A 23,643-nucleotide genomic window follows, 5' to 3' on the forward strand; every position below is an offset into this window, starting at 1 on the left:
TATGTGCGAAATGAAATCATTTTGCAGTAACTTTCGCACGTCCCTTGGAGCCGCCGCATGAAGCTCGGCTATGCACGCGTTTCCACCGAGGATCAGAACCTGGAAATCCAGCGCGGTCGTCTCTCGGAGGCTGGCTGTGAGTTGATGTTCGAGGAGAAAATATCCGGAGCCGCTCGCGGCCGACCAGAGCTCGAAAAGCTCATGGGACACCTGCGCAAAGGCGACGTCCTGGTGGTCGCTCGCCTCGATCGTTTGGCGCGATCAACCATTGAACTTCTGCACATCGCGGAACGCATCAAGGAAAAGCAGGCAGGTTTACAATCGCTTGATGAACCTTGGGCCGATACCACGTCCCCGTCCGGCGTGATGATCATGACCGTGTTCGCTGGGATCGCCCAGTTCGAGCGGGCCCTCATATTGAGCCGAACCGACGAAGGTCGAAAGGCTGCGAGGGCGCGCGGCGTGGCTTTCGGCCGCCCAAAGAAAATGCGACCCGATCAAGCTGAGCTCGCTCGCCAACTCGTGCTCGAGGGCAAGTCCATCAGCGCCGTCGCAAGGACTTTCAACGTTCACCCGGCGACCATCTATCGCTGTATCGAGCCAAGCGGTTCCTTATGACACTTTTCTGTTCCGCTCAGCCGCACAACCCATAAAGGCAGTCATCGTCGCTGCTAGAATAGGCAGCAGCGGACGCCATCCAGTGCCGAGTAGTTTTTGCATCGGCGACTGTATCCCGGTAGCGGTCACGGCCAAGGCGAGAAGGGCAGGGGCGACGAGACCTCCCGCGTCGGCGGCTAGCGCTGGAACGAAGCCGATTGAGTTGATCGTCGCGACAACGAAGAAGCCTGCAACGAACCACGGAATACCGATGCCCTTGGTCCGCTCCCCTTCTTGAGGGGGAAGGAAGTATGCGACCAGAACGAGCACCGGCGCCAGCAAAGCAACGCGCGTGAGCTTGACGACCGTGGCGGTCTCTCCCGCCGCCGGGGAATAGGAGTAACCGGCGCCCAGCACTTGAGCAACATCGTGAATCGAGGCTCCGAGCAGGAAGCCCGCCTGCCTGTCGGTAAGTCCAAGAAGGTGGGCGGCGATCGGGTATAAGATCATGGCCAGCGAACTCATCGCCGATATTCCGACCAGCACAAGTGTGAGCTGTGCCTGAGACACCCGCCGCTCGCCAAGGACCGCATAGACGGCAAGCGCCGCCGAGGCGCCGCAAATCGCAACGGCGCCGCCGGCAAGGACTCCGAAGGCCGTCCCGGAACGAAGCCAACGGGCGGTCAGCATCGCGGCGATCATCGTCGCTACGACCACCAGCGTGAGCGAGGCGAGCGCGGAATATCCCAGGTCTGCTATTTCCCCGAGGGTGACGCGGGTGCCCAGGAGCACGATCGCGACGCGAAGCAACGTACGCGATGCAAGCCCGAGGCCGGCGGTGAGGCGTTTGTCGGCGCGAAGAAAGTTCAGCGCCAAGCCGACGAGCAGCGACATCAGGACGACGGGCGCACCGTAACGATCGGACAGATAGACGGCAGCAAGCGTCGCCAGACCCGTTACTATGAGGCCCGGCGCATAGTCGCGCGGCTTCGTCGCCGGATCCGGGGCGGCGTCGCCGTACAGGTCGGCGGCAAAAAGTGCGGCATCGGGGGATCGTTTCATCAGCCTTTTCCACCGTGGTTCGGCAAGCTCATTACTCCTAATGTGGCACGTAGCTTTCACTCAGCCGGATTAAACCCGGGTGATCCACGAGCAGCGATGGCGGACTTGTGAAGAGACCGTGGATCCCCTGTTGTCTATATCGAGGGCTACGATAATCGGCGACGCATCCATTTGCCATCGGTTATACGGCTCCGAAACAGCCGAACTACGAAGGGTGAAAACCCGGGTCGATCAAAACGCGGCAACATCATCATAAAACTGTGGAAGCGGTCCCTTGGGGCAACCTCTTCTTCAAGAGCTGATGTCGCATGTCCAGCCAAAGGGGCCGCTGCAATCAGGGCCGCGCAAGATTGGAGGCCGAATTCATAACACGAAGGCGCCTGATTGCTTCGGACAGCTCGAAAATCCTCTGGTGGTGATGATGTGAACTTATTCATTGGCTGGGCGATCTGGCGGAGACGGTGATCGTGGAACAGCCTCGTTTCTTGCTTGTGGAATCGTTTTGCGGCGCTGAGCGCGCGGGCGATATCGCCTATCGCTCAAAGAAAGACGAGGCCTTCCTTGCCGCCGGCATGTTCACCAGCAACAGCCAATACAAGAAGCCGCTGAGGCGGCCGATGCGGAGCACTTCGCCAGAGACAATGCGAAACGATCCGATATGCTCGACGTCGAGCACGTGTTCGTGGGCCAGAAACCTCGGCGTGGGACTGCTCACCCGGACCATCAGCATGGCCGCGCCCGCATCAAGATCGGCATGGCCAAACTGACCGATAACTTCCATGCGTCAAAGCGCGAACTGCGCCCGCTTGATCGCAAACTGCAGCAGGGGCCCGCCAGCGGAAATTTGCTACTCAGCACCCCCGAACGGCCTCCAAATCACGCCGCTTCCCAGCCTGACGTGCTCAACAGGGCCGGCGGAAGCCATCGGTTTTGAAGCGTCCAGCTTGAACGGTAGCATAGCCTGTGCTACGTGCACCGCACGCTCAGATCTCGAACGCGTTCGACATTCCCGCGGAAAAGCCCGCCAGCGGCACGGTGTCTTCCGTCATTCGAAATGCAAAACGCTAAAAAAATGGACAATGGGTTTGATCGTAAGAACGAGCGACCCGATCTAAGAGTACTGTTCTAATTAAATAATTGCAAGGATCAATTTCCCTGGATACAGGAAAATAAAGTCACCTTTCGGGGGGAATTATGGATACCATAGAGCTTCTCGAAAACTGCATCGATGAACGGATTGGAGAAGGAGTTCTTCGAGTTGACCGCCGAGCCTACACAAATCCGGATCTGTTAGAGTGGGAATTCGAACATATCTTCGAAGGAAACTGGGTATATCTCTGCCATGAAAGTCAAGTTTATCGACCGCGAGACTTTCTGTCGTTGACCGTGGGTCGCCAGCCGGTGTTGGTAACACGTAACAAAGAGGGCGAGCTACGGGCCTTCATCAATTCCTGTGCTCATAGAGGTGCGTTAGTCGCGCGTGAGACCACAGGGAATCGCGCTGCATTTACCTGCCCGTTCCATGGCTGGACATACGATCTGGACGGCCGCCTGGTTGACATCCCTTTGGAGGAAGGGGCTGGCTATCCTTGTCAATTCAACAAGAGCGAAATCGGATTAACACCTATCCCCCGACTGGAAAGCTATCGCGGGTTCGTGTTCATATCATTTAACTCTGACGTTCAGCCTTTAGGTCAATGGCTCGGAGATGCTACGACTTTCATCGATTTGATCGTTGACCAGTCTCCGGATGGATTGGAAGTATTGCCCGGTACAGCTACTTATACCTACAAAGGTAATTGGAAGCTTACGTACGAAAACCAAGCTGATGGTTATCATGCTGTCACTACCCATGGGAATTATATCCGTACCGTGTTAAATCGGCAAACGGAGAACAGGAAGGGCAGTATGACGGCTGATCAGCCGTCGATGGATCTATCTGAACTTACGCGAAGTGATGGCGGATTTTATGATCTTGATCACGGACACGTAATGCTTTGGTGGGATTGGGGCGATCCGAAGAGCCGACCCAACTTCGGACAGTATGATAATTATAAGCAGAGCGTCGGTGAAGAGCGGGCGAACTGGATGGTGAACCGCGCGCGCAATCTAATATTATATCCCAACGTTCTGTTGGCCGACCATATGTCGATGCAAATACGCGTTTATCGACCACTATCGGTGGATCGGACAGAGGTAACTATTTACTGTCTCGCGCCTAAGAATGAATCTCCGCAAAACCGCTCGCATCGGCTGCGCCAATACGAAGACTTCTTTAACGTCACGGGCTTGGCTACATGTGACGATGCCGCAGAGTTCGAGGCGCAGCAAGCAGGAGCTCAAAGCGGTCGGTTCGTACCCTGGAGCGACTTGAGCCGTGGGCTGGCGCACATGATCCACGGGCCTAATGAGCTTGCCAGCCGGCTGGGGATCAATCCCCGTTATTCCGGTTCTAAACAGGAGGATGAGCCGATTATGTGGGCCCAGTGCCGTCATTGGCGAGACACATTGCTTTCTAATGTTTTTCAGGAACAGAATAGAGCTCGGTCTCTGGTAAAGTAACCTTTTCCGCGGGGGAATTATGGAGAAATTTCTTGAGTTCATTCCAGAGGTCGTCGACTTTCTCAATACTGAAACGTATTTTGTCGATCGGCAGATGTGGGATGAGTGGCTTAACCTGTTTTCCGAGGATTGCGAGTATTGGCTACCCTCTTGGGAGTCAGACACGCAGCTTATCACCGATCCGCAGACGGAAGTCTCACTTATCTACTATAGTGATCGAAGCGGTTTAGAAGACCGGGTATTTCGATTGCGTACTGGAGCAGTTTCATCAGCTACACCGATGTCGCGCACGGTTCACATCACAAGCGGTGTTCGTATCCTTTCGGTATCTGGATCGGCTCTTGAGGTGGCTGCAAGTTGGGTATGCCACTGGGTTTGGCGTAAGGAATTCAACACCTATGCCGGACACTATGAATACATCCTCGAGCGAACCGGTGATGTACTTAAGATCAAGCGAAAAAAGATCGTCTTGATAAATGACGTGATTCCGAGGGTGTTGGACTTTTATCACATTTAAGAGGCGGTCGGAATATGCACAAACAGGAGGCCGGTGCCTCGGCAGACGGGGGCAGAGCCAAACACACAGCCTTACAAATACGTGTCGTAGTCCTCGCTTTCTTGGCAGCTCTGCTGGATGGTTTAGATCTACAGATAATCGCTTACGCAGCGCCCGCCATAGCTAAGAATTTGAGTTTAACGGAAACGTCACTTGGGATAATCTTCAGTGGTGGTTTTGCTGGCCTCGCTGCTGGTTCGATACTTGTTGCCCCTTTGGGAGACCGTTGGGGTCGACGGCCGATAATAATATCTTGTCTTGTGTTATTTGGCGCATGCGTTTTAATCACGCCATTCGCAGCCAATGCGCAGCAGCTCTTCGTGCTGCGGGTTTTGACGGGTCTCGGCCTCGGCGGTGTGATGCCCAACGCCATCGCGATCTCAATGGAGTTCGCGACATCCCGTTTACGTGCCTCCATGGTCTCGTTCACCTATTTCGGATTTAACATCGGAGGAGCAGCAGGTGGAATAGTGGCAGCCACCTTGATCCCATTAGTGGGATGGAAGGGAATGATGTTCATCGTCGGTCTTCTGCCGTTGATGCTCGCATTGATTCTGTTCTTCTTTCTGCCTGAGTCACCTGAATATCGTGCAAACAAGGAACGTGCGCCGAATAGGACCAATAGCATTCGTAATGCTCGGCGCGACGGCACCAATGAGTCTGCTGAGGATGGGCTTGCTTTGCGATCTTCCCCGATTCGCGAGATCTTTTCCTTAGAAAATAGAAGAAACTCTGCTTTGATGTGGCTGGCAATGTTCGCTAACTTGTCGGTGGTTTTCGGAATTCTGCAGTGGCTTCCGACCCTCCTTAACCAAGCTGGTTTTGCGTTGGGCAGCGCAAATTCATTAGTCGCCCTCTCATGGATATCGACGGTTCCTGGCGTGGTCCTTTTACTTTATGTAGCAAAGATGGTTGGACTTCCGAGGGCTGTAGGCCTGTTCCTGTGCGTTGGAAGTGTCGTGATCTTTGGGCTAGGAGTGGTCATAGCAACCGCCGCAAGCGATGCAATGTGGCTGCTTATGGTCGGAATTGGCATGACGGTCACTGCGGCGCAGGTCGGTTTTTACTCGCTGCTAACTGCCGTCTATCCGGGTTCCAGCCGCGTCACTGGGATTGGCTGGGCGCAGGGAGTTGGGCGCTTGGGCGCTGTTGTAGGCCCATCAGCGATAGGCTTTCTATTGGCTGGGGGCACGAGTACGATAGCTCTCTTCGCTTACTTCTCGATCCCCGTGCTGATATCAGCAGTTGCGGTATGGCAGGTCAGGCCATTGCGCTTAGCTGCGTAGGTCAGGAGCTGGGCACCTCTATCCAACCAGGGACCTCCAAAAACCCCTCGCCAACCCGGGCCTTAGAGTCCGTCTCGAATCTCATACGTAACGACCGAGCCGTCTGACGAGGATCAGGGCGGCAGCGGCATAGAGGAAGGCTGTTGCGGAGCGGATTGTGTGCTCGAAGTCCTTTGCGAGGCGGCGATTGCGGTTGATCCAGGCGAAGGTGCGCTCGACGACCCAGCGTCTGGGATGGACGACGAACCCGGTCTGATCGGCGAACTTGCGGACGATCTCGATGGCGATCGAGGTGGCGTCCGCGACGCGCGCGCTGTTGTAGGCGCTGTCGGCGAAAGCGCGTTCGACGAAGGGATGCCGCAGTCGCGATTGCTTGAGCAATGGCACCGCGCCGTCGCGATCTTGCACATCGGCCGGGTGGACGAGCAGTGCGAGCGCACGTCCGTCGGTATCGACCATGGCGTGGCGCTTGCGCCCCATCACCTTCTTGCCCGCGTCGTAGCCGCGTGACCCGCCGGCCTCGGTCGTCTTCACGCTCTGGCTGTCGATGACCGCTGCCGACGGGCACGGCTCCCGACCGAGGCGAACTCGGTCAAGCTGGACCAGATGATGGTTGAGGCTTTCGAATACGGAACGATCCCGCAGTTCCGAGAACCACCGATAAACCGCGCGCCAAGGCGGAAAGCTGTCGGGCAGAAGCCGCCACGGGCAGCCGGACCGCAGCACATAGAAGATCGCCTCGACGATCTGGCGCATCGACCAGCGCCGCCGCCGACCACGATGTCGGGGCGGCGGCAAATACGGCTCGATCAGTCGCCACTCCGCATCGGTAAGATCACTTCCATAGCGAAGGTTCGCGCGGCTATGCTGCGTTCGGGCGGTCGGGGTCCACATCGGTTCTTCCAGATCAGGTGTCGCAACCCCTGTGGAATCATACCGGAGCCCGATCGTCCACCCTCATTACGCTGCCGTTTCGAGACAGCCTCTAAGCAATGGTCGAATATCTCTAATCAGGGGGGCTTTGGTGTATGCTCCCCTGGTTGATGATCGTCGTGTAAGTTTGTTGGTTCGCATTCCAGTTGAGAGCTGATGTAACGGCTCTGTTGCAAAGATTGGCGGCAGTCAGAGGTAGGCTGTCGCTCTGCGCCGATCAGGCGGCTGCTGCGAAATGGTGGTTGAGCATGCCCATGGCCTCCGTCAGCGCCGAGGGCCCAATGCCAAAAGCTCTCTCCACAAGGCGCACCTCGCCCCTGATGCCGGGCTGCAGGCACCAGGGGCGAGCCTGTCCTTTGCGCAGGGCTCGCATGACTTCGAATCCCTTGATCGTGGCATAGGCCGTGGGGATCGATTTGAAACCGCGCACCGGCTTGATCAGTATCTTGAGCTTTCCGTGATCGGCCTCGATCACGTTATTGAGATACTTCACCTGCCGGTGGGCCGTCTCCCGGTCCAGCTTTCCTTCGCGCTTCAATTCGGTGATCGCTGCACCATAGCTCGGCGCTTTGTCGGTATTGAGCGTGGCAGGCTTTTCCCAGTGCTTCAGGCCTCGCAGGGCCTTGCCCAGGAACCGCTTCGCTGCCTTGGCGCTGCGGGTCGGCGACAGGTAGAAATCGATCGTGTCGCCCCGCTTGTCGACTGCCCGGTACAGGTAGGTCCACTTGCCCCGCACCTTGACGTAGGTTTCATCCAGGCGCCAGCTCGGATCAAAGCCACGCCGCCAGAACCAGCGCAGCCGCTTCTCCATCTCCGGGGCGTAGCACTGGACCCAGCGATAGATCGTCGTATGGTCGACCGAAATGCCGCGTTCCGCCAGCATTTCCTCAAGGTCGCGATAGCTGATCGGATAGCGACAATACCAGCGCACCGCCCACAGGATCACATCACCCTGGAAATGGCGCCACTTGAAATCCGTCATCGTTCCGTCCGTCCAATCTCCGCCAAGCATGCTCAAGCTTCACGATTTTTGCAACAGAGCCGTCTAGCGAGAAGCGGACATACCGCCGATCAATGCGTAGGTCCGGAAGTGACCCAAAGCGGACACGCCGGTGGCAGTTGGTGGCGGTCGCCACGGCTAGTCGATCACCCGATCAGCCCCGAGCGAGCGCACCAGCCCGGCGTTGCCCGCGCTGCAGACGCCAGTGACCTCAGCGCCGAAATACTTAGCCAACTGCACGCCGTAGGCGCCAACACAACCCGAGGCACCGTTGATCAGCACCTTCTGGCCTGGCTGGATCCTGGCCCGGTTGAAAAAGTCGAGCGCCGTGACGCCCCCAAACGGCACGCCTGCCGCGTCCTCGAACGAGAGGCCCTCCGGCATTAGCGCGACGCACTCGTCCTCGCGCACCAGCTTGTACTCGGCGTGGCAGCCAAAGACGTCGATGCCGAACACCCGGTCGCCCGGCCTGAACTTCGTCACCGCCTGCCGACTGCCTCGACCGTCCCGGCGAACTCGACGCCGAGCACCTTCTTGCGCGGCCCGAAGATGCCGAGCACCAGCCGCCCGGGGATCGCGAACGGTTTCGGCATGTTGAAGGCCCTCAGCCGCGCATCGCCCGAGGTGACCGAACTCGCCGCCAGCTTGACGAGAAGGTCGCGCCCGCCCGGCACGGGCTTGGGCACCTCCTGGATCGAAACGACATCCGGGGGGCCGTATTTCTTGTAGACAGCAGCTCTCATGGCATCCTCCTTGAAGGGGCGCGGGGTTCAGTCTTGGGATTGGCTTGGGGTCGGCCGTCAGCCCTTGGGCGGCTCGGCCTTCCACTGAAAGACCTCGCCGATCGGCACGCCGAACACTTCAGCGATGCGGAACGCCGCTTCCAGCGACGGCGAGTATTTGTTCTGCTCGATGGCGGCGATGGTCTGCCGGGTCATGCCGATGCGATCGGCCAGGTCCTGCTGCGTCATCTCGTCATGGTCGAAGCGCAGCCGTCGGATCTTGTTGGAAATCGGCGGCGCGGCCATCAGCTCAGCACCCGGAAGCGGATGATAATGATGATCTCGGCCAGCACGTTGGCAGCGACGGCGGCCAACAGCAGCGCGTTGGCCATGACGATGGCAAAGCTCCCGACCGGATCGGTTGGAAAGCCTGCCGCAAAGTCCCTGCCCCAGAGCAGTGCCGACGCCGAAATACCGAGTACCGCCCACTCGAACAGCGGCTTGGTCATCCTGGCTGCGCCGCTCTCCATCTGCTTTTCCAGCTCGTCGGGGCTGGCGCCGAAATCCTTGAGCCGACGCCGGGAGGCGAGCAGGTTCAGGCCGAGCAGCAGCACGACCGTGATCCCCATGCATACGAGGAACAGCGTCCACAGCGCCTGCCCATCCAGCACGCGCGCGCCGACGCCGCGCCAGACTTCAGAAAAATAGTATCCCCACACCACCAGCGTGGTGACGACGGCGATCCAGGCGGTTTTCTCGCGGAAGGACATTTGACGCCTCCGTGCACAATTTCTTGGGCGCTATATCTAACATTTCTTACGACATGTCTAGTATTTTTGACATGGTGACGAAGCTTTTAGGCGAGATGCCGCCCGAACGCCCAAGAGCGAAGTCGCGACGTTTTTCCCAGCCCGTGAGTGTCTTGTCGGGCACTGAGACCAGCGGCCGCTTCTGGCGCAAGATGCCAGGATGTCCTGCCTCCCTCATGTCCGCGTCTGGGCAGCGGCCTTTTGGGCGGCAATGACAGAAATGGGGACACGTTGCCGTCGCAGTGCGGCCGCCACCTCAACGGCGGCTTTCCCAGCCTCGCGGCCCAGAAGCCGTCAGGCAGGAATTCACCCCTATTCAGCCCTACATTGGGCGAACGGCCAGCCCGGCGGCGAGAGTTTCCGAAGCCCCCTGCCCTATCCAGCCTCGCCGAAATTATGGCGTTCGCCAAGACGCCGAGGTTGTTGGAAGCCGACCGTCAGGGTCAACAACCTTTAGAACCGGACCATCCGACTGGTTCCAGCGCCAGAGTGCGACACAGCTTCCACCTGGAGACATAAAAGAGGGATAGATGACCCCATCGACCTTCGCGTCAAAAAGCATTTGATATGCGGCATGCGTGGCAGCGACAGCCCCCTTGTCCAATTCCGACCGCCACTCCGTCTTGTGAATGTCCTGGTCGAAGCCCCATTCGTCGAGAACTACGGGATCGGTCGTGTCGACAAGGCGGGCGCCGGTCAGCTCGAGTTGAGCGATCAATGCTGGATGCTGCACGAACCCTTGGTTGTATTCTGCCCAGGCGGTCGACAATTCCCGCGCGGCGTAAATCGTGTGGACGCCGATCGGATTCCAACGGCCTCCAAAACGAGCAGCGCCCTCCCCCGATAGCGGTAGATGTGACCAGCGAGGAACGTAGGCTCGCCACAAAATGATCGGCTTAAGGTCTGTCAACTCAGGCATAGACGCCCGAGCGCACAGCCTCCAGATAGGCCAAGACCTGATCTGCCTTGCCGTCTCCCACCAGATCGTAAGCCGTCTTGCCCGCCCAGCCAGGAATTGGTTGGTGCTTAAACCAGATTACCGCACGATTTTCGTCGCCAGCCATCTCTGCGGCCATAGCCAGGATACGCACGATCGGGCTTAGCGCCGCGTCCACCTTCCGGGTGGCGGTTTTGGCGGTGAGCGTATTTCGGGCAATTCCGACAAGCTTGGCCAGCTCCGACTGTGTCACGCCGAGCTGTTCGGACAGCCGCGGCGCCGACAGGAAGGGCGAGCCGCCATCGCCAAACCGAACTGCACCTATCTCGAGACCCTGGGGCTGCATGAAGCACTCCAATCATCCATTTTTTGAGCACGTTTCATGCAATATGCGCTCAAACCATGCTCATTTCAAGTCGACCTGATCGGGCAACTCCATGCAACTAGGTTTCGCGATCCCACTTATCGATGCTCTTCCTCAAATTATCGCTGACCTCGAGCCGCTTCTGGGTACGATCGAGCCGTTGGGCGGCGCCCAGTTCGCCTTCGGCCTCCGTGACACCCGCCCCCGCCGCTTTGGCCGCGTCGAGTTTGGCCCTCAACAGCGCCATGATCATTGGCCAGGTCGAGAATTTCCCTTCCTTGGCCCGCTCCGTCAGATTTCGCAGGTAGCCCCCTGGCGACTTGATCTGATCAGACTTCTGGTAGATCGCGGCGATGGTGATTGCAGCCTGCTGTTCACCCAATGCCACTCGCGCGTCTTCCCAAGCGCTGGGGCTGATCCCCAACACCGGACGGGCCAGATCCGCCGCGGTTAGGAAATCTCGCCAATTACGAATGCCGCCGCCGCCCTTCACCAACCACAGCAGGTTCGGACAGGCATCCAGCACGATACCCAGAGGCAGTTCGCGCTTCGGCAAGCTCCGCAGGTTGTCAGATCCACCGGCGCTGCCGCTCGCTTCGTCTTTTATTCCTAAGCCGCGTTCAGATTCAGTTTTAGATTCGGTATTTGAATTCTGTATGTGGCGCTCAGTTTGAGACTCATTGGTATTCAGATTCTGTGATTTTACGAAGGATTCCAATACGTCACGGATTTGCGTCCAAAGGTCGTCGAGTTCTGCAGCTATGGCTTCGAGAACCTGGCGCGGCGCTGTCCTGGGTAGGCGGCCGACGATCGCCTGGTACTCCAGATGCACGCCGCCCCAGTTGCCAGGAACGCCCTCCTCAATACCGGCCTCGATCATCTTGACGATGTCGCGGCGGCAGATGGTTAACCGCTCCTTAACGAGCTTGTACGCCTTTTTCTCGGCGCGCATCGCTTCAGCGAACTCTTTGAACTCGTTGGCACGGGCGACGATCGGTGAGAGATCAAAGCCATAGGCTTGCTCAACCTCTCCGCCCTGCCCCTTGCGCGCGTAGCGCTTGCCATTGGGGCTATCCCGGCGGACGATCAGTCCGCAGTCAACCAAGTTGGCGAGGTGACGCCGCAACGTCGCCGGCGACATGCCATTGGCGCGACCGATGAGCATTTCATTGGATGGCCAGACGATCAGGGCGCTATCGCCATAGAGGGCGGTTTCCGGGTGGAAAGATAGGAGTGCGTCCAGGATGGCGAGTGCCCGATCGGACGCGCCTAGGGCAAGCCTGGCCTCCTTGATATCCCTGAACACATGCCACTTGTGCACGGTCGCATCTGGAGCTGCACTCTGGGCCGCCACCTGACTTGCAATCATGCCAAGCGACATCGGTCGCCGCCCAAAAGGCGTCGTTGCGGTATGCGTCTGCATTGTCTTTCACCTTGTGTAGGGCAAAAGAATTCCGGCCGCTGAAGCGGTGAGACCCGATCAGGGTCTTGACTGCGATTTCGGGAAGTGCGATTCTCGCGTTACCACACGTCGAGAAGGGCTTCCGGAATTCGCTTTCGGGGGCCTTTTTCTTTTGCGATTGGTCCAGGCGGTGAGGAGATCCCCTCGCCTATTGCTTCTGTTCTGTATCTCCCTCTTCATTGGCAAATTCGGAATAGAGTGCGTCGAGACGCGCTGCGACAAAAGCGGCGAACTCAGGGACGCGCCTTTCGTCGAAAGTGATTGCTGTGTGGGAGCCGCGACGCTCTACGAGCGCCGCCCGGCGCCCCTCTGGCGTGTTCCATGCTCCACCCTTCGATGAGCGTTCAGCACTTGGCGCCGTCACCTTGAACACCATGTTAAAACGGGTGTCGCTGTCGGCCGCCCGGAAGCCCTCGGAAGCTACGACGTCATCGATCCTGGCACCCGTCTTGGATTTATCAATGGCTTCAGCCAGTGTGTGCCATCGAGCACGCCCAGCTTTCACGGCCGGCCCAATCTGCCGTGCCAGTTCCTCGGGGATACGTCTGGCAATAGAGATGTACCGGCTTAGGTCCGATTTGTCGGTGGATATCGCTGACATGATCACTGCGCGTTCGTAGCCGGAGTCCTCCAGGCGCTTGGCGAAGAGCGCCTTCTCGATAAACGAAAGGTCAGCACGATCCAAATTCTCGCGGCCTTGGGCGACAACCACTTCATCGTCTGACAGATCACGAACGATCGCCTTCACCGGGTGCGCAAGTCGCACAAGCGCACGCAGGCGGCGTCGACCGTACGCGATCTGGAAGCGACCCGGAGCAGCCGGACTCGGCCGGACTAGGATGGGCACCTGCTGTCCGTCTCGCTCAATGCTCGAAACCAGTTCGTCAAAGCCAGGGTCGATCTCAGCCGGCAGGCGGTCGGCTATGGGCGAGGGATCAATCAGTGCAGGATCAAGCGAGACGACGTGATCCCCAGTAAGAAGCTGCTCCTGAAGTTTGGCAGCCGCTCGCGCGCCTTGCGTCAATTCCTGAAGCGAGGTGCCCATTGCACCGATCGCGCCACTACGGACACGTTCAGGATTTTTAACAGCCGAGCTGTTCGACGAAGGGGGGGCGGCCTTCCCAAGAAAGAGGGAGTTTAGCGCGTCCTTGCGGCTCATGCTTTGCCTCCTTGGAACTGGGAGAGTTGGGAGCTCCCAACAAGGCCATTTGGCAAATTTTGTGCATAAGAGTTGGGAGCTCCCAACTTATGGCCGTTCACTGAATATAGGTCGACAGTCATGGCCGACCCCAAGCTGCTTTCATCAGATGCTCGATCTCGCCATTGACCGCGTCGAGTGCTTCCATGGCACGATCATATGTGGACCTGGTGAGGTTTTCCCGGCCGATCTCGTAAAGGGTTTGCTTGGTGAGACCGGCGTCGGATACCGCGGCTGACTTAACCATTGCATTTGTCAAAACGTGGTCGCCAAACAGATTGCGGAGCAGCGCGGCTACTTTGGTCTGAGGGCCATCCTGCGGTTCGTATCGCGTCAGGAGATATCGGATAAAATCATACTGCAACCGGCCGCCAGCGTCGCGCACAACGCCCAGCAGATCCCGCGTCATGAGAAGAAACTGGCTCATCGACGCCACATCCAGCATTTGCGGATGAACGGTTACCACCATTGACGTGGCGGCGCATAAACCGCTGAGCGTTAAAAAGCCAAGCTGAGGGGGGCAGTCAAGCACAACGACATCATAGTCATCGGCCACCTCGTCCAATGCACTGGCGATGCGCGCGAAGAAAATCCCATCTCCGGACTTTGTGCCATCCATCAAGGCCCTGGGCGTGGTGTGCTCGAATTCCATGAGCTCGAGATTGCCGGGCACCAGGTCCAAGCCATCGAAGTAGGTTTTTCTGACGACGTCCTTAAGGCTCTTGCGACCTTCATCATAGCGGATTGCTGCGTAGAGAGTTTCGTTGGCGCCAACATCGGTTTCAGGGAGCACTCCAAGTAGGGCGGAGAGGCTGGCCTGGGGATCAAGGTCAATGGCGAGTACCCGATATCCCTGCAGTGCGAGATACTGGGCCAAATGAGCAGAGGTTGTCGTCTTGCCCGAGCCGCCTTTGAAGTTTGTTACTGCAATGACCTGCAAGTGTTCTGTTCCGCGTCGGTGCGGAATAAAATCAGTCGCTTCTCGGCCCCGCGTGCCGCTCGCCAACAGCGCACGTATCTCATTGATCTGGCCCAGCGTGTATAGGCGGCGGCCGTTACTCGTGGTTTCAGGCTGAGGTCCCTCGCCGGCGAGCGTCATCTTCCGAAGTGTTGAGTCTGAAACTCGCATCAATCGGGCGGCCTCACCGGATGTGAACCGCCGCAAGGTCTTTTGTGACGTTGGCGGAAACATCGCTTGGCTCAGCGCTTGCAGTTGGGCGCTGAGGAGTTCAGCATGGGCGCCGATGGTCTCATCAGCATCGGCGTTTTGCTGCGGCTCGTTGGCAACACTTGTGTTCACGGGCGTTTCTCTCGTCACGGAAGTTCGGCCACACATGCCAATTTACCGTGACGATACCGAAGCTGCGCGCGCTTGCAAGGAGTTAATGGTTAACAACTCGTTCTGGTGGATAACGCTCGCAGGACCCCTTCTGCCAATTTATGATTATATTCCAGAACGTTAGCCATAGTCTGAACCTACTCGGTCGGGCACAACGCGTCCGCGAAAAAGTGGGGTTATCCGAGGTCACCGTAGACATCCGAGGCGCTGGCTTATCACTTCGCCCTAATATTGCTGCGACTCGGCAGCAGCCACCAATTGGCTGCAAGCCCATTTGAGTTGTGCCCCGCGACGCTGCTTAACAGGACCATACTTGTCCGCAGCAAAACGAGAGGGCATTTCCTAGATGACCTTAGGCGAGTTAATCTGGTTTCGAAATTTCGGTTTTCCGAAGTTCGACCTGATCTCACTTGCTACCGCGAACCCAGCGGGGCTAGCGATCACAGGAAGCCTAAAGTATATGTCTCGTGAGACGGCACGTACCGTCTCGGGGCTTAGTAACCCCTCACAAGTCGGCTGATGCCACCGGAACGGCGTCAACTCCCCAAACCTATGGTCGGGGAGCCTGTGGCGTATGCAACAGGTTCTCGGACTAAAGGCCACAGGGACCGTACTTGTGCGGTTTACTAACTCCCCGATCACCAGGAGTAAGGAGGCTATCGTGGGGGCGTACCACGAATTCGGCCTTCTCCCTCGGGGAAGTAATGCCGAAGAACCGTGCAACGTCGAGCTCTCGCTCCGAAGAACTCTCGGTCGTCACCGAATGGTCCAAGTGCGAGCTCGAAGCGCTTGTGGCGGATGGCATCGTGCGGTACCGCGCAGCAGCGGCCACAGCTCAGAAGGCACATAACCGTTGGCGCCGATTCGTGGGTGCCGGGAATGAAGCCGAATACTCTATCCGACTAGTAGAATACCGCCGCGCACATGCCGACTGCGAAGCCCACCGTGTCGCGCTCAATCATCTCATCGATCAGTTGGGCTATATTCCCACCGTAGCCACCAGCACGCCGTCACTGCATACGGAGTCACAGTAGAATCCATTTCCGGTGCACAGCCACTCCGACTGCCTGGTAGGTGTTCACCACGTTGAGCCGCGCGCGAATGTTCTGCAGCTGGTATTCTACAGCGCGTTTGGTGGTGTTTCTAAGCACGGCAATATCGGCATTCGATTTGCCGTGCAGGAGCCAGGACAGGGTCTCAAGTTGGGTCTCGGTGAGGGGGCAGGCGGGGGCGCTCATCATTCCCTGATATCGGTCGCGGACGAACCCGTCGATGAAAGCGCCGAGCGCGAGGGTGGAGAAAGCGTCTCCCAAGAGTTCACCTTCAGCCTTGGTCTGGCTTGATGCGAAGGTGATCAGCGCGCGTCGGCCAAATCCGCCAAAGATCGGAATCGAGACCCCTGATCGAATTTCGAAGGCACGCGCGTTACTGTAGAACGCCCGGTGTTCCTTTCGGAGTGCCACCGGCGGCCGGGTCTCTGACCACCCAAAAGCTCCCCGTTTGGGATTGACCGCCTCGATAATCGGATCGATCGAGAACAATTGATGGTCGAGGTAATGTCGCTGCCACTCCTCGGGATAATTGGACAGACCGTAGACGTTGGCCTCGTGCACCGACAGGTAGGTAAACCAATCGAAGCCATGCTCATTGGCGTATCGTTGCAGGGTCTTTTGCACGGCCTCTCTATCTCGGGCCAGCGATAACCAGTCACGCAATAGGTCGAACTTAAGCCGTCTCGACACCCCCATCCGGCAGCCCCCGATTACATGATTAGTTTTATCATATTCTGTTGGACTAATAACAACTCCGTTGGCGCCTTGTCTCCCCACGATGGGAGAACCGATTTGCGGAGTACCACGGCTGCGTGGTTGATCGTACCGATGAGGGCCTTCGGTAAACCGAAATAGCCCCGAACGTCTGTTCCTGATTGGTTGCCGCCATACCAAAGCGGAGAGCCAACATGCGTCTTATCGCGGTCCAAAACCAAGGCCTGACTAGAGATTCTCATCTCATCGAGCAGATGCACGTGCTGCGTGCCCGCGTCTTTCGCGACCGCCTGGGTTGGGATGTTGATGTCGCCGGGGGGCACGAGGTTGACGACTACGATGCGCTAAACCCGGTCTATCTTCTGGTGGTCAGCGACAGCACCAAACATGTGGTTGGCTGCGCGCGGCTTCTGCCAGGATCCGGGCCGACGATGCTGGGGCGCACGTTTCCGGTTCTTCTTGATGGTGGGCCGCTTCCTAGCGGGCACCACCTCATAGAGAGCTCCCGATTTTGTATCGACACCGATGTGGCTGGAGCAAACACCGCGCGCGGGCTCCACCAAGCCACGATGATGCTCTTCAGCGGTATTCTGGACTGGGCCATTGCGCATGGGTACTCCCAAGTCATGACGGTGACCGATCTGCGTTTCGAGCGGATCCTCAAGCGGGCAGGGCTCCCTTTCTCGCGCCTGGGGTCGGCGCATCCAATCGGCAATACGATGGCCATCGCCGGCATTGTCCCGGCAACTGAAGAGACGGCCTTCTCGGTGCGACCAGCCGGCTATCTGCCGCTTGGTCAGTCACTGATCGCCGCCTGAAATCACCTCCTGCTTTCCATGTCCGGAGGAACCATCGTGTCCAACCGCCAATCTCATCAGCGCCTGGTCCACAAACTGCGCGAAGCCCTGGGGAGCACGCTCTGTAACGCACTCGACGACGCACTCGTCGTCGAGATCATGCTCAATCCGAATGGCCAACTCTTTGTCGAGCGGATCGGTGAGGCAATGACCTGCGCCGGCACTCTGGCGGCGCAGGCCGCAGAAACCATCATCGGCACGGTTGCTCATGCACTGGGGACTGAAGTCAACGCGGCCCGGCCGATCATCTCTGGCGAACTGCCAATTGACGGACACCGCTTCGAAGGCCTGTTGTCGCCGGTTGTCGCGGCGCCGGTCTTTACCATACGCAAGCGAGCCACGCGCCTCTTCCCGCTCCAAAGCTACGTGCTGGACAGGATCATGACCGATTATCAGGCCGCGATGATCCGGAACGCAGTGGAAAGCCGCATGAACATCGTGGTCGCCGGTGGCACCGGGACCGGCAAGACGACCCTGACCAATGCCGTCATCGCTGAAATTGTCACGGCCAGCCCGGAACAGCGCCTCGTCGTCCTCGAAGATACTGCCGAAATCCAGTGCGCCGCCGAGAACGCAGTGTGCCTGCACACCACCGAAGAGGTCGACATGAACCGGTTGCTGAAGTCCACCATGCGCCTTCGACCCGACCGGATCATCGTTGGCGAGGTGCGAGATGGTGCGGCCCTCACACTGTTGAAGGCCTGGAACACCGGGCACCCCGGCGGCGTCACCACCATCCACGCCAACAATGCGCTTTCGGCATTGACCCGCCTCGAGCAGCTAACGGCAGAGGTCAGCCAGCGCCCCATGCCGGAAGTGATTGGCGAAGCCGTAGACCTGGTCATCTGGATCGAGCGCGTTCCCAAGGGGCGCCGGGTGCGGGACCTCCTGCTGGTCGAAGGCTATCGCGATGGCCGCTATCGCGTCGAATCCTGCAATCCGGAGGACAGTCGCGATGTCGCGTAAGACACTTGGAATCGCGATCAGCGTGCTCATTGTCGGCGCGCTTTGTACACAACCGGCGCTGGCGAGCGGGGGAGGGGGGTTGCCCTGGGAAGCTCCGCTCCAGCAAATCCAGGAGTCGATCACGGGGCCGGTTGCCGCAGCGATAGCACTCGCGGCCGTCGCAATCGCCGGCGGCATGCTGATCTTTGGCGGCGAGCTTAACGATTTTGCCCGACGGCTGGTCTATGTGGTGCTGGTTGCCGGCATTCTACTCGGCGCCACCCAGATTGTTGCCCTCTTCGGCTCGAGCGGCTCGTCCATTGGCCAGGTAGAGAACCCGGACCCGGGTTTGGTGCGGATCGATGGCTGAGGTCGCCAGCCGACTGCAGCGCGTCCGCATTCATCGCGCCTTGTCACGGCCGAACCTGTTGTTCGGCGCCGACCGCGAGCTCGTGCTGGTCACCGGCCTTGCCGCCGTCATCCTGATCTTTGTGGTCCTGACGCCGATCTCGGCCATTGTGGGCGTGGCGATCTGGATGCTGGTGATCGGATTGCTGCGGATGATGGGCAAAGCCGATCCGCTCATGCGCAAGGTCTATCTCCGCCACCTTCGCTACCGGCCTAGTTACCGGCCGACCGCATCCCCTTGGCGCCGGTACTGAGGACAGGGGACATGGTGGCGCTTAAGCAATTCCGCAATACGAGCCCTGGCTTCTCCGATCTTCTGCCCTATGCAGGACTAATCGACAATGGTGTGCTCCTGCTCAAGGACGGCTCGCTTATGGCCGGCTGGTATTTCGCCGGACCGGACAGCGAGAGCGCAACCGACATCGAGCGCAATGAAGTCTCAAGGCAGATCAACGCCATCCTTGCCCGACTGGGCTCTGGTTGGATGATCCAGGTCGAAGCACTGCGCATCCCGGCCACAAGCTATCCCACACGCGAACAATCGCACTTTCCCGACCAGGTGAGCAGGCTGATAGACGACGAACGGCGCCAGCGGTTCGAAGCGGCTGACGGGCATTTCGAAAGCCAGCACGCCATCATACTGACCTATAGGCCACCCGAACCGCGAAAATCCGGGCTGGTCCGCTATATCTATTCGGACGCGGACGCGCGCAACGAGCGGTTCGGCGACAGCGCCTTGGGCGCCTTCAACACGGCCATCCGCGAATTTGAGCAGTACATGGCCAATGTGCTTTCAATCCGAAGGATGGTGACGCGAGAGGCAACCGAAGCGGGCGGCACCCGGATCGCGCGCTACGACGAACTGCTGCAATTCGTGCGCTTCTGCACCGTCGGGGAAAACCACCCGGTTCGCCTGCCGGCAATCCCGATGTATCTCGATTTTCTGGTGACAGCCGAATTTCACCACGGACTGACGCCGCTAGTGGACAACCGGCATCTCGCTGTTGTCGCCATAGATGGATTTCCCGCGGAAAGCTGGCCAGGCATCCTCAATGTCCTCGACGCCATGCCATTAGGTTATCGCTGGTCATCCCGCTTCATGTTCCTCGATCCGCTTGAGGCGCGCCAAAAGCTGGAGCGCACCCGCAAGAAGTGGCTACAGAAAGTCCGGCCGTTCATGGACCAGCTGTTCCAGACGCGGTCGGGAGCCATTGACCAGGATGCGGCGCAGATGGTGGCCGAAGCCGAGGATGCGATCGCGGAGGCCAACTCCCAGCTTGTTGCCTATGGCTACTATACCCCCGTCATTGTGCTGTTTGGCGAAGACGACGACCTGTTGCGCAAACAGGCCGAAGGCATCCGTCGTCTCATCCAGGCCGAAGGGTTTGGGGCTCGCATCGAGACGATGAATGCCACTGAAGCCTTTCTGGGATCATTGCCCGGCAATTGGTACGCCAATATCCGCGAGCCGTTGATCAACACCCGCAACCTTGCCGATCTCATCCCGCTCAACACGGTTTGGGCCGGAAGCCCAGTTTGCCCATGCCCATTCTATCCCGCCGGGTCACCACCCCTGATGCAGGTGGCCAGCGGCTCGACGCCGTTCCGGCTCAACCTGCATGCGGGCGACGTCGGTCACACGTTGATCTTTGGCCCCACCGGGTCGGGCAAATCCACGCTACTGGCGCTGATTGCAGCGCAGTTCCGCCGCTACGAGAATGCCCAGCTATTTGTCTTCGACAAGGGCCGGTCGCTGTTGCCACTGACGCTGGCGATTGGCGCCGATCACTACGATGTCGGGGCAGGGGAGGGGCTCACCTTCTGCCCGCTGGCATCGCTTGAAACGGACGGCGACCGCGCCTGGGCCACCGAGTGGCTCGAAACACTGATCGAACTGCAAGGCGTCAAGATCACGCCCGATCACCGCAATGCCATCGCCCGCCAACTCGGATTGATGGCGCAATCGGAGCGCCGGTCGCTCTCGGACTTCGTTTCTGGCGTGCAGCAGCGCGACATCAAGGATGCGCTCCTGCACTACACCGTCGATGGCCCGATGGGACACTTGCTTGATGCCGAACAGGATGGCCTGACGCTGTCCTCATTCCAAACGTTCGAGATCGATGAGCTGATGAATCTGGGCGAGCGCAATCTCGTTCCTGTCCTGCTCTATCTGTTCCGTCGTATCGAGAAGCGCCTGACCGGAGCACCGAGTCTCATCATTCTCGATGAAGCCTGGTTGATGCTTGGCCATCCAGTGTTCCGAGACAAAATTCGAGAATGGCTCAAGGTTCTGCGCAAGGCTAATTGCGCCGTGGTCTTGGCCACTCAGTCCATCTCGGACGCAGAGCGCTCCGGCATCATCGATGTCCTCAAGGAATCCTGCCCGACCAAAATCTGCCTTCCGAACGGGGCGGCGCGCGAGGTGGGCACACGAGAATTCTACGAGCGGATCGGCTTCAACGACCGGCAGATCGAGATCGTCGCCGGGGCCATGCCGAAGCGGGAGTATTACGTCGTTTCCCCCGATGGACGGCGTCTTTTCGACATGGCGCTTGGCCCGGTGACGCTCAGCTTTGTCGGGGCCAGCGGCAAGGATGATCTCAAGCGCATCACGGCGTTGCATCAGGAATTTGCTGGCGACTGGCCGGCCCATTGGCTCGCAGAACGAGGGATCGCCCATGCGCATGACTTGTTTGTCTAGACTGGCCTTCGGGCTCCTGCTCTACTCAGCTGCGGTGCAGGCGCAGGCGGCGGGACAACTTGTTGGTGCCACCGAATTCACTCAGATCCTGAACAATGCCGAGTTGGTCGGGCTCGCCGGCCAGTCCGGCATTCAGATCGACAATCAAGTGACCCAGATCGCTCACCAGGTCGAGCAGATCCAGAACCAGCTTCGCATCTACGAGAACATGCTGCAGAACACCCTTACCCTTCCCGAGCAGGTCTGGGGCCAGGTGGAGAACGACCTCAACCGGCTGCGTGCCATTGTTGGGGAAGGGCAGGGGATCGCCTTCTCGATGGGCAATCTCGACGACGTGTTGCAGCAGCGTTTCCAGAGCTACGCCCAACTGAAGGACGGTCCTCTCTCCGGTGAGGATTTTTCATCCGCGTACCAAAGCTGGTCCGACACCACCCGCGACACGATCGGGGGCACTCTCAAGGCTGCGAACCTGACAGCAGAACAATTCTCGTCGGAGGAAGCGACCATGGATCGACTGCGGACGATGTCCGGCACGTCTGTTGGGCAAATGCAGGCCCTGCAGGTCGGTCACCAGATCGCCACCCAGCAGGTCGCGCAGATGCAAAAGCTGCGAGGGCTGGTGTCCCAGCAGATGACGATGATGGGCACCTGGTACCAGTCCGAACAGGCCGCCAAGGATCTAGCCCAGACCCGGCGCGAAGACTTTTTCAGCACCACACGTCCACCAACCTCAGGTGGACAACAGATGGAGCCTCGCTGGTGAAGCCGATCGTTCTAATTGCAGTCGCTGTGTTCGGTCTCGGCGCAGTCGTGGCAGTCGCCCTGTTCCAGGCAACCTTCAAGACCGAAACTACTCGCACCAGGACGCTCGACTACTTCGATTCCGAGCGACCTCCAACACACGGTGGGCAGCAAATGAAACCCCGGTGGGGCGGTTAATGCGCTGGACCTCATCGCGCACGGCCTGGGTGCTGCTCATCGCCGTTTGGGTTGTTGCCTTTGGTCCGGCTTACGGCCAGGACGGCGCTGTTCTGACTAACCTTGAGAACGGCATCGCCAATGCAGCGGCAGGGTGGGAGACCACCATCATGCAAGCTGCGCGATCGCTATTTTGGATCCTTGCTGGCATCGAAGTCGGCATTGCGGCCGTTTGGCTGGCCATCCAAGGGGCGTCGCTTGACAATTGGTTCGGCGAACTGGTGCGACGCATCCTGTTCATCGGCTTCTTCGTCTTCGTACTCGAACAAGGACCAACGTTTGGCCGCGCAATCGTCGATAGCCTTTTCCAGATCGGCTCCAGTGGCGGCTCGGCCTCCCCCGTCGATGTGTTCAATGCTGGTATTGCCGTAGCATCCGACATGTCGCACGACGTGCGCTTCGGCTTGTTTGAGGACAATGCCCTCGCGATCGCGGCGGTGTTCGCTATGATCGTCGTGGTCATCTGCTTTGCCTTGGTTGCCGCCATCTTCGTCGCCGTGATGGTGGAAATGTACGTGGGGCTGCTCGCCGGCATGATCATGCTGGGCCTGGGTGGCTCGAGCTTCACCAAGGATTTCGCCGTTCGTTACCTGGTCTATGCCTTCAGCGTTGGCATGAAGCTGATGGCGCTTGTCATGATCGCCCGCATTGGCTCAGAGGTACTGATTGAGATGGCTGATGCCAGCTCGAGTGACGACAAGTTCCTGACCTCGCTCGCCATAGCGGGCATTGCTGTCGTCGTGTTCATGATCTCGATCTATGTGCCCGCCATTATCCAGGGCGTTATCCAGGGTGTTTCGATCACCAATGGCGGCGAGACACTACGCCCAACCTTTGGTTCTGCGCAGTTTGGTGCCGGCGTTGCGGCCATGGGTGCAACCGCAATGGGCGCTGGCGGCCGCGCCGCAGCTGGAGCCTTTGAAAAGGGTGGCTTTACAGGTGCTGCCGCGGCCGGATCGGCAGCAATGGCATCGACCGCCATGCGGGGACTTGCCGCGACTGCCTCGGCGGTCAAGGACCAGGCCATAGGCGGGCCCGGTAGTTTCGGCACCACCACTATGGGCCTGGCCAATGCCAAACTCGCAGCCAGCGACGCCCGCGCAAAACCCTCTTCCTCCGGCCAAAAGGCCGGCAAGCCGTAAGGCGCGCCGGAGCATCGAG

Annotated in this window: 26 protein-coding genes; 12 read left to right on the forward strand and 14 right to left on the reverse strand. The window is 58.8% G+C overall.

All coding sequences use genetic code 11. The features are described 5' to 3' along the window. Positions 1-57: 57 nt before the first annotated feature. Positions 58-618, forward strand: coding sequence for a recombinase family protein (locus tag BES08_RS30330; protein ID WP_066564861.1), 561 nt, complete (start codon positions 58-60; stop codon positions 616-618). Here BES08_RS30330 and BES08_RS30335 read toward each other — a convergent pair. After that, positions 613-1,659 carry a YeiH family protein gene (locus BES08_RS30335; RefSeq protein WP_069710313.1) on the reverse strand — a complete coding sequence of 349 codons (1,047 nt, stop codon included), beginning with the start codon at positions 1,657-1,659 and terminating at the stop codon, positions 613-615. The genes BES08_RS30330 and BES08_RS30335 overlap by 6 nt on opposite strands. A gap of 532 nt (positions 1,660-2,191) precedes the next feature. After that, positions 2,192-2,440: a hypothetical protein gene (locus tag BES08_RS30340; RefSeq protein WP_069710314.1), complete on the reverse strand. Its 249-nt coding sequence runs from the start codon at positions 2,438-2,440 to the stop codon at positions 2,192-2,194. Positions 2,441-2,853: 413 nt separating this feature from the next. Here BES08_RS30340 and BES08_RS32495 point away from each other — a divergent pair, with 413 nt between their 5' ends. The 3 genes from BES08_RS32495 to BES08_RS30350 are packed head-to-tail and all read left to right on the forward strand — an operon-like array spanning position 2,854 to position 6,063. Continuing rightward, a complete protein-coding gene (locus BES08_RS32495) occupies positions 2,854-4,221 on the forward strand; it encodes a Rieske 2Fe-2S domain-containing protein (protein WP_083274947.1) in 1,368 nt (455 codons plus the stop codon). Positions 4,222-4,240: 19 nt separating this feature from the next. Beyond that, positions 4,241-4,738: an aromatic-ring-hydroxylating dioxygenase subunit beta gene (locus tag BES08_RS30345; RefSeq protein WP_069710315.1), complete on the forward strand. Its 498-nt coding sequence runs from the start codon at positions 4,241-4,243 to the stop codon at positions 4,736-4,738. Positions 4,739-4,752: 14 nt separating this feature from the next. After that, positions 4,753-6,063, forward strand: coding sequence for an MFS transporter (locus BES08_RS30350; protein ID WP_083274948.1), 1,311 nt, complete (start codon positions 4,753-4,755; stop codon positions 6,061-6,063). 81 nt (positions 6,064-6,144) lie between these two features. On the opposite strand, the gene BES08_RS30355 is transcribed toward BES08_RS30350, so the two are convergent. The 11 genes from BES08_RS30355 to repA form a co-directional block, all read right to left on the reverse strand. Further along, positions 6,145-6,957: an IS5 family transposase gene (locus tag BES08_RS30355; protein ID WP_069710317.1), complete on the reverse strand. Its 813-nt coding sequence runs from the start codon at positions 6,955-6,957 to the stop codon at positions 6,145-6,147. Between the two features lie 256 nt (positions 6,958-7,213). Further along, on the reverse strand, positions 7,214-7,978 hold the full coding sequence (locus BES08_RS30360; RefSeq protein ID WP_001389365.1) for an IS6-like element IS6100 family transposase: 765 nt from the start codon (positions 7,976-7,978) through the stop codon (positions 7,214-7,216). A gap of 156 nt (positions 7,979-8,134) precedes the next feature. Then, on the reverse strand, positions 8,135-8,452 hold the full coding sequence (locus BES08_RS30365; protein WP_197524555.1) for an MDR/zinc-dependent alcohol dehydrogenase-like family protein: 318 nt from the start codon (positions 8,450-8,452) through the stop codon (positions 8,135-8,137). Positions 8,453-8,475: 23 nt separating this feature from the next. Next, positions 8,476-8,739, reverse strand: coding sequence for an MDR/zinc-dependent alcohol dehydrogenase-like family protein (locus BES08_RS30370; RefSeq protein ID WP_069710319.1), 264 nt, complete (start codon positions 8,737-8,739; stop codon positions 8,476-8,478). A gap of 57 nt (positions 8,740-8,796) precedes the next feature. After that, a complete protein-coding gene (locus tag BES08_RS30375; protein ID WP_069710320.1) occupies positions 8,797-9,024 on the reverse strand; it encodes a helix-turn-helix transcriptional regulator in 228 nt (75 codons plus the stop codon). Next, on the reverse strand, positions 9,024-9,488 hold the full coding sequence (locus BES08_RS30380) for a hypothetical protein (RefSeq protein WP_069710321.1): 465 nt from the start codon (positions 9,486-9,488) through the stop codon (positions 9,024-9,026). The genes BES08_RS30375 and BES08_RS30380 overlap by 1 nt, the downstream gene beginning before the upstream one ends. Positions 9,489-9,921: 433 nt before the next feature. After that, positions 9,922-10,446, reverse strand: coding sequence for an RES family NAD+ phosphorylase (locus BES08_RS30385; protein WP_069710322.1), 525 nt, complete (start codon positions 10,444-10,446; stop codon positions 9,922-9,924). Further along, entirely contained in the window at positions 10,439-10,810 is a 372-nt protein-coding gene (locus tag BES08_RS30390) for an antitoxin Xre/MbcA/ParS toxin-binding domain-containing protein (protein ID WP_069710391.1), read from the reverse strand. The genes BES08_RS30385 and BES08_RS30390 overlap by 8 nt, the downstream gene beginning before the upstream one ends. A gap of 97 nt (positions 10,811-10,907) precedes the next feature. After that, entirely contained in the window at positions 10,908-12,251 is a 1,344-nt protein-coding gene (gene repC, locus BES08_RS30395) for a plasmid replication protein RepC (protein WP_069710323.1), read from the reverse strand. Between the two features lie 187 nt (positions 12,252-12,438). Then, positions 12,439-13,449 (reverse strand): plasmid partitioning protein RepB, encoded by a 1,011-nt coding sequence (gene repB, locus BES08_RS30400; RefSeq protein WP_069710324.1) that lies wholly within the window; start codon positions 13,447-13,449, stop codon positions 12,439-12,441. A gap of 118 nt (positions 13,450-13,567) precedes the next feature. Next, entirely contained in the window at positions 13,568-14,788 is a 1,221-nt protein-coding gene (repA, locus tag BES08_RS30405) for a plasmid partitioning protein RepA (protein ID WP_069710392.1), read from the reverse strand. 743 nt (positions 14,789-15,531) lie between these two features. On the opposite strand from repA, the gene BES08_RS34820 reads away from it, so the two are divergent. Further along, positions 15,532-15,861, forward strand: a complete 330-nt coding sequence (locus tag BES08_RS34820; protein ID WP_083274950.1) for a transcriptional repressor TraM — start codon at positions 15,532-15,534, stop codon at positions 15,859-15,861. On the opposite strand, the gene BES08_RS30410 is transcribed toward BES08_RS34820, so the two are convergent. After that, a complete protein-coding gene (locus tag BES08_RS30410) occupies positions 15,853-16,503 on the reverse strand; it encodes a helix-turn-helix transcriptional regulator (protein WP_197524556.1) in 651 nt (216 codons plus the stop codon). The two genes, BES08_RS34820 and BES08_RS30410, sit on opposite strands and share 9 nt — an antisense overlap. 284 nt (positions 16,504-16,787) lie before the next feature. Between BES08_RS30410 and traI the strand changes: the two genes are divergently transcribed. From traI to trbL, 7 genes are all read left to right on the forward strand, one after another. Next, positions 16,788-17,411 carry an acyl-homoserine-lactone synthase gene (traI, locus tag BES08_RS30415; protein ID WP_069710326.1) on the forward strand — a complete coding sequence of 208 codons (624 nt, stop codon included), beginning with the start codon at positions 16,788-16,790 and terminating at the stop codon, positions 17,409-17,411. Between the two features lie 36 nt (positions 17,412-17,447). Next, entirely contained in the window at positions 17,448-18,416 is a 969-nt protein-coding gene (gene trbB, locus BES08_RS30420; protein ID WP_069710393.1) for a P-type conjugative transfer ATPase TrbB, read from the forward strand. Then, positions 18,406-18,765: a TrbC/VirB2 family protein gene (locus BES08_RS30425; protein WP_069710327.1), complete on the forward strand. Its 360-nt coding sequence runs from the start codon at positions 18,406-18,408 to the stop codon at positions 18,763-18,765. The genes trbB and BES08_RS30425 overlap by 11 nt, the downstream gene beginning before the upstream one ends. After that, positions 18,758-19,057, forward strand: a complete 300-nt coding sequence (locus tag BES08_RS30430) for a conjugal transfer protein TrbD (protein WP_069710328.1) — start codon at positions 18,758-18,760, stop codon at positions 19,055-19,057. Before BES08_RS30425 ends, BES08_RS30430 begins: the two co-directional genes overlap by 8 nt. Before the next feature lie 11 nt (positions 19,058-19,068). Continuing rightward, positions 19,069-21,504, forward strand: coding sequence for a conjugal transfer protein TrbE (locus BES08_RS30435; protein ID WP_069710329.1), 2,436 nt, complete (start codon positions 19,069-19,071; stop codon positions 21,502-21,504). Further along, on the forward strand, positions 21,488-22,267 hold the full coding sequence (gene trbJ, locus BES08_RS30440) for a P-type conjugative transfer protein TrbJ (protein WP_069710394.1): 780 nt from the start codon (positions 21,488-21,490) through the stop codon (positions 22,265-22,267). The genes BES08_RS30435 and trbJ overlap by 17 nt, the downstream gene beginning before the upstream one ends. A gap of 175 nt (positions 22,268-22,442) precedes the next feature. After that, positions 22,443-23,624, forward strand: a complete 1,182-nt coding sequence (gene trbL, locus BES08_RS30445) for a P-type conjugative transfer protein TrbL (RefSeq protein ID WP_069710330.1) — start codon at positions 22,443-22,445, stop codon at positions 23,622-23,624. Positions 23,625-23,643: the final 19 nt, after the last annotated feature.

Origin of the sequence: Novosphingobium resinovorum (assembly GCF_001742225.1) — a bacterium.
GTDB lineage: Bacteria > Pseudomonadota > Alphaproteobacteria > Sphingomonadales > Sphingomonadaceae > Novosphingobium > Novosphingobium resinovorum_A.

What these genes read in the sequence shown, in the direction of transcription:
- BES08_RS30330 (WP_066564861.1), top strand. Translation starts at nt 58, where the DNA reads ATGAAGCTCGGCTATGCACGCGTTTCCACCGAGGATCAGAACCTGGAA.
- BES08_RS30335 (WP_069710313.1), bottom strand. Translation starts at nt 1,659, where the DNA reads ATGAAACGATCCCCCGATGCCGCACTTTTTGCCGCCGACCTGTACGGC.
- BES08_RS30340 (WP_069710314.1), bottom strand. Translation starts at nt 2,440, where the DNA reads ATGGAAGTTATCGGTCAGTTTGGCCATGCCGATCTTGATGCGGGCGCG.
- BES08_RS32495 (WP_083274947.1), top strand. Translation starts at nt 2,854, where the DNA reads ATGGATACCATAGAGCTTCTCGAAAACTGCATCGATGAACGGATTGGA.
- BES08_RS30345 (WP_069710315.1), top strand. Translation starts at nt 4,241, where the DNA reads ATGGAGAAATTTCTTGAGTTCATTCCAGAGGTCGTCGACTTTCTCAAT.
- BES08_RS30350 (WP_083274948.1), top strand. Translation starts at nt 4,753, where the DNA reads ATGCACAAACAGGAGGCCGGTGCCTCGGCAGACGGGGGCAGAGCCAAA.
- BES08_RS30355 (WP_069710317.1), bottom strand. Translation starts at nt 6,957, where the DNA reads ATGTGGACCCCGACCGCCCGAACGCAGCATAGCCGCGCGAACCTTCGC.
- BES08_RS30360 (WP_001389365.1), bottom strand. Translation starts at nt 7,978, where the DNA reads ATGACGGATTTCAAGTGGCGCCATTTCCAGGGTGATGTGATCCTGTGG.
- BES08_RS30370 (WP_069710319.1), bottom strand. Translation starts at nt 8,739, where the DNA reads ATGAGAGCTGCTGTCTACAAGAAATACGGCCCCCCGGATGTCGTTTCG.
- BES08_RS30375 (WP_069710320.1), bottom strand. Translation starts at nt 9,024, where the DNA reads ATGGCCGCGCCGCCGATTTCCAACAAGATCCGACGGCTGCGCTTCGAC.
- BES08_RS30380 (WP_069710321.1), bottom strand. Translation starts at nt 9,488, where the DNA reads ATGTCCTTCCGCGAGAAAACCGCCTGGATCGCCGTCGTCACCACGCTG.
- BES08_RS30385 (WP_069710322.1), bottom strand. Translation starts at nt 10,446, where the DNA reads ATGCCTGAGTTGACAGACCTTAAGCCGATCATTTTGTGGCGAGCCTAC.
- BES08_RS30390 (WP_069710391.1), bottom strand. Translation starts at nt 10,810, where the DNA reads ATGCAGCCCCAGGGTCTCGAGATAGGTGCAGTTCGGTTTGGCGATGGC.
- repC (WP_069710323.1), bottom strand. Translation starts at nt 12,251, where the DNA reads ATGCAGACGCATACCGCAACGACGCCTTTTGGGCGGCGACCGATGTCG.
- repB (WP_069710324.1), bottom strand. Translation starts at nt 13,449, where the DNA reads ATGAGCCGCAAGGACGCGCTAAACTCCCTCTTTCTTGGGAAGGCCGCC.
- BES08_RS34820 (WP_083274950.1), top strand. Translation starts at nt 15,532, where the DNA reads ATGCCGAAGAACCGTGCAACGTCGAGCTCTCGCTCCGAAGAACTCTCG.
- traI (WP_069710326.1), top strand. Translation starts at nt 16,788, where the DNA reads ATGCGTCTTATCGCGGTCCAAAACCAAGGCCTGACTAGAGATTCTCAT.
- BES08_RS30425 (WP_069710327.1), top strand. Translation starts at nt 18,406, where the DNA reads ATGTCGCGTAAGACACTTGGAATCGCGATCAGCGTGCTCATTGTCGGC.
- BES08_RS30430 (WP_069710328.1), top strand. Translation starts at nt 18,758, where the DNA reads ATGGCTGAGGTCGCCAGCCGACTGCAGCGCGTCCGCATTCATCGCGCC.
- BES08_RS30435 (WP_069710329.1), top strand. Translation starts at nt 19,069, where the DNA reads ATGGTGGCGCTTAAGCAATTCCGCAATACGAGCCCTGGCTTCTCCGAT.
- trbJ (WP_069710394.1), top strand. Translation starts at nt 21,488, where the DNA reads ATGACTTGTTTGTCTAGACTGGCCTTCGGGCTCCTGCTCTACTCAGCT.
- trbL (WP_069710330.1), top strand. Translation starts at nt 22,443, where the DNA reads ATGCGCTGGACCTCATCGCGCACGGCCTGGGTGCTGCTCATCGCCGTT.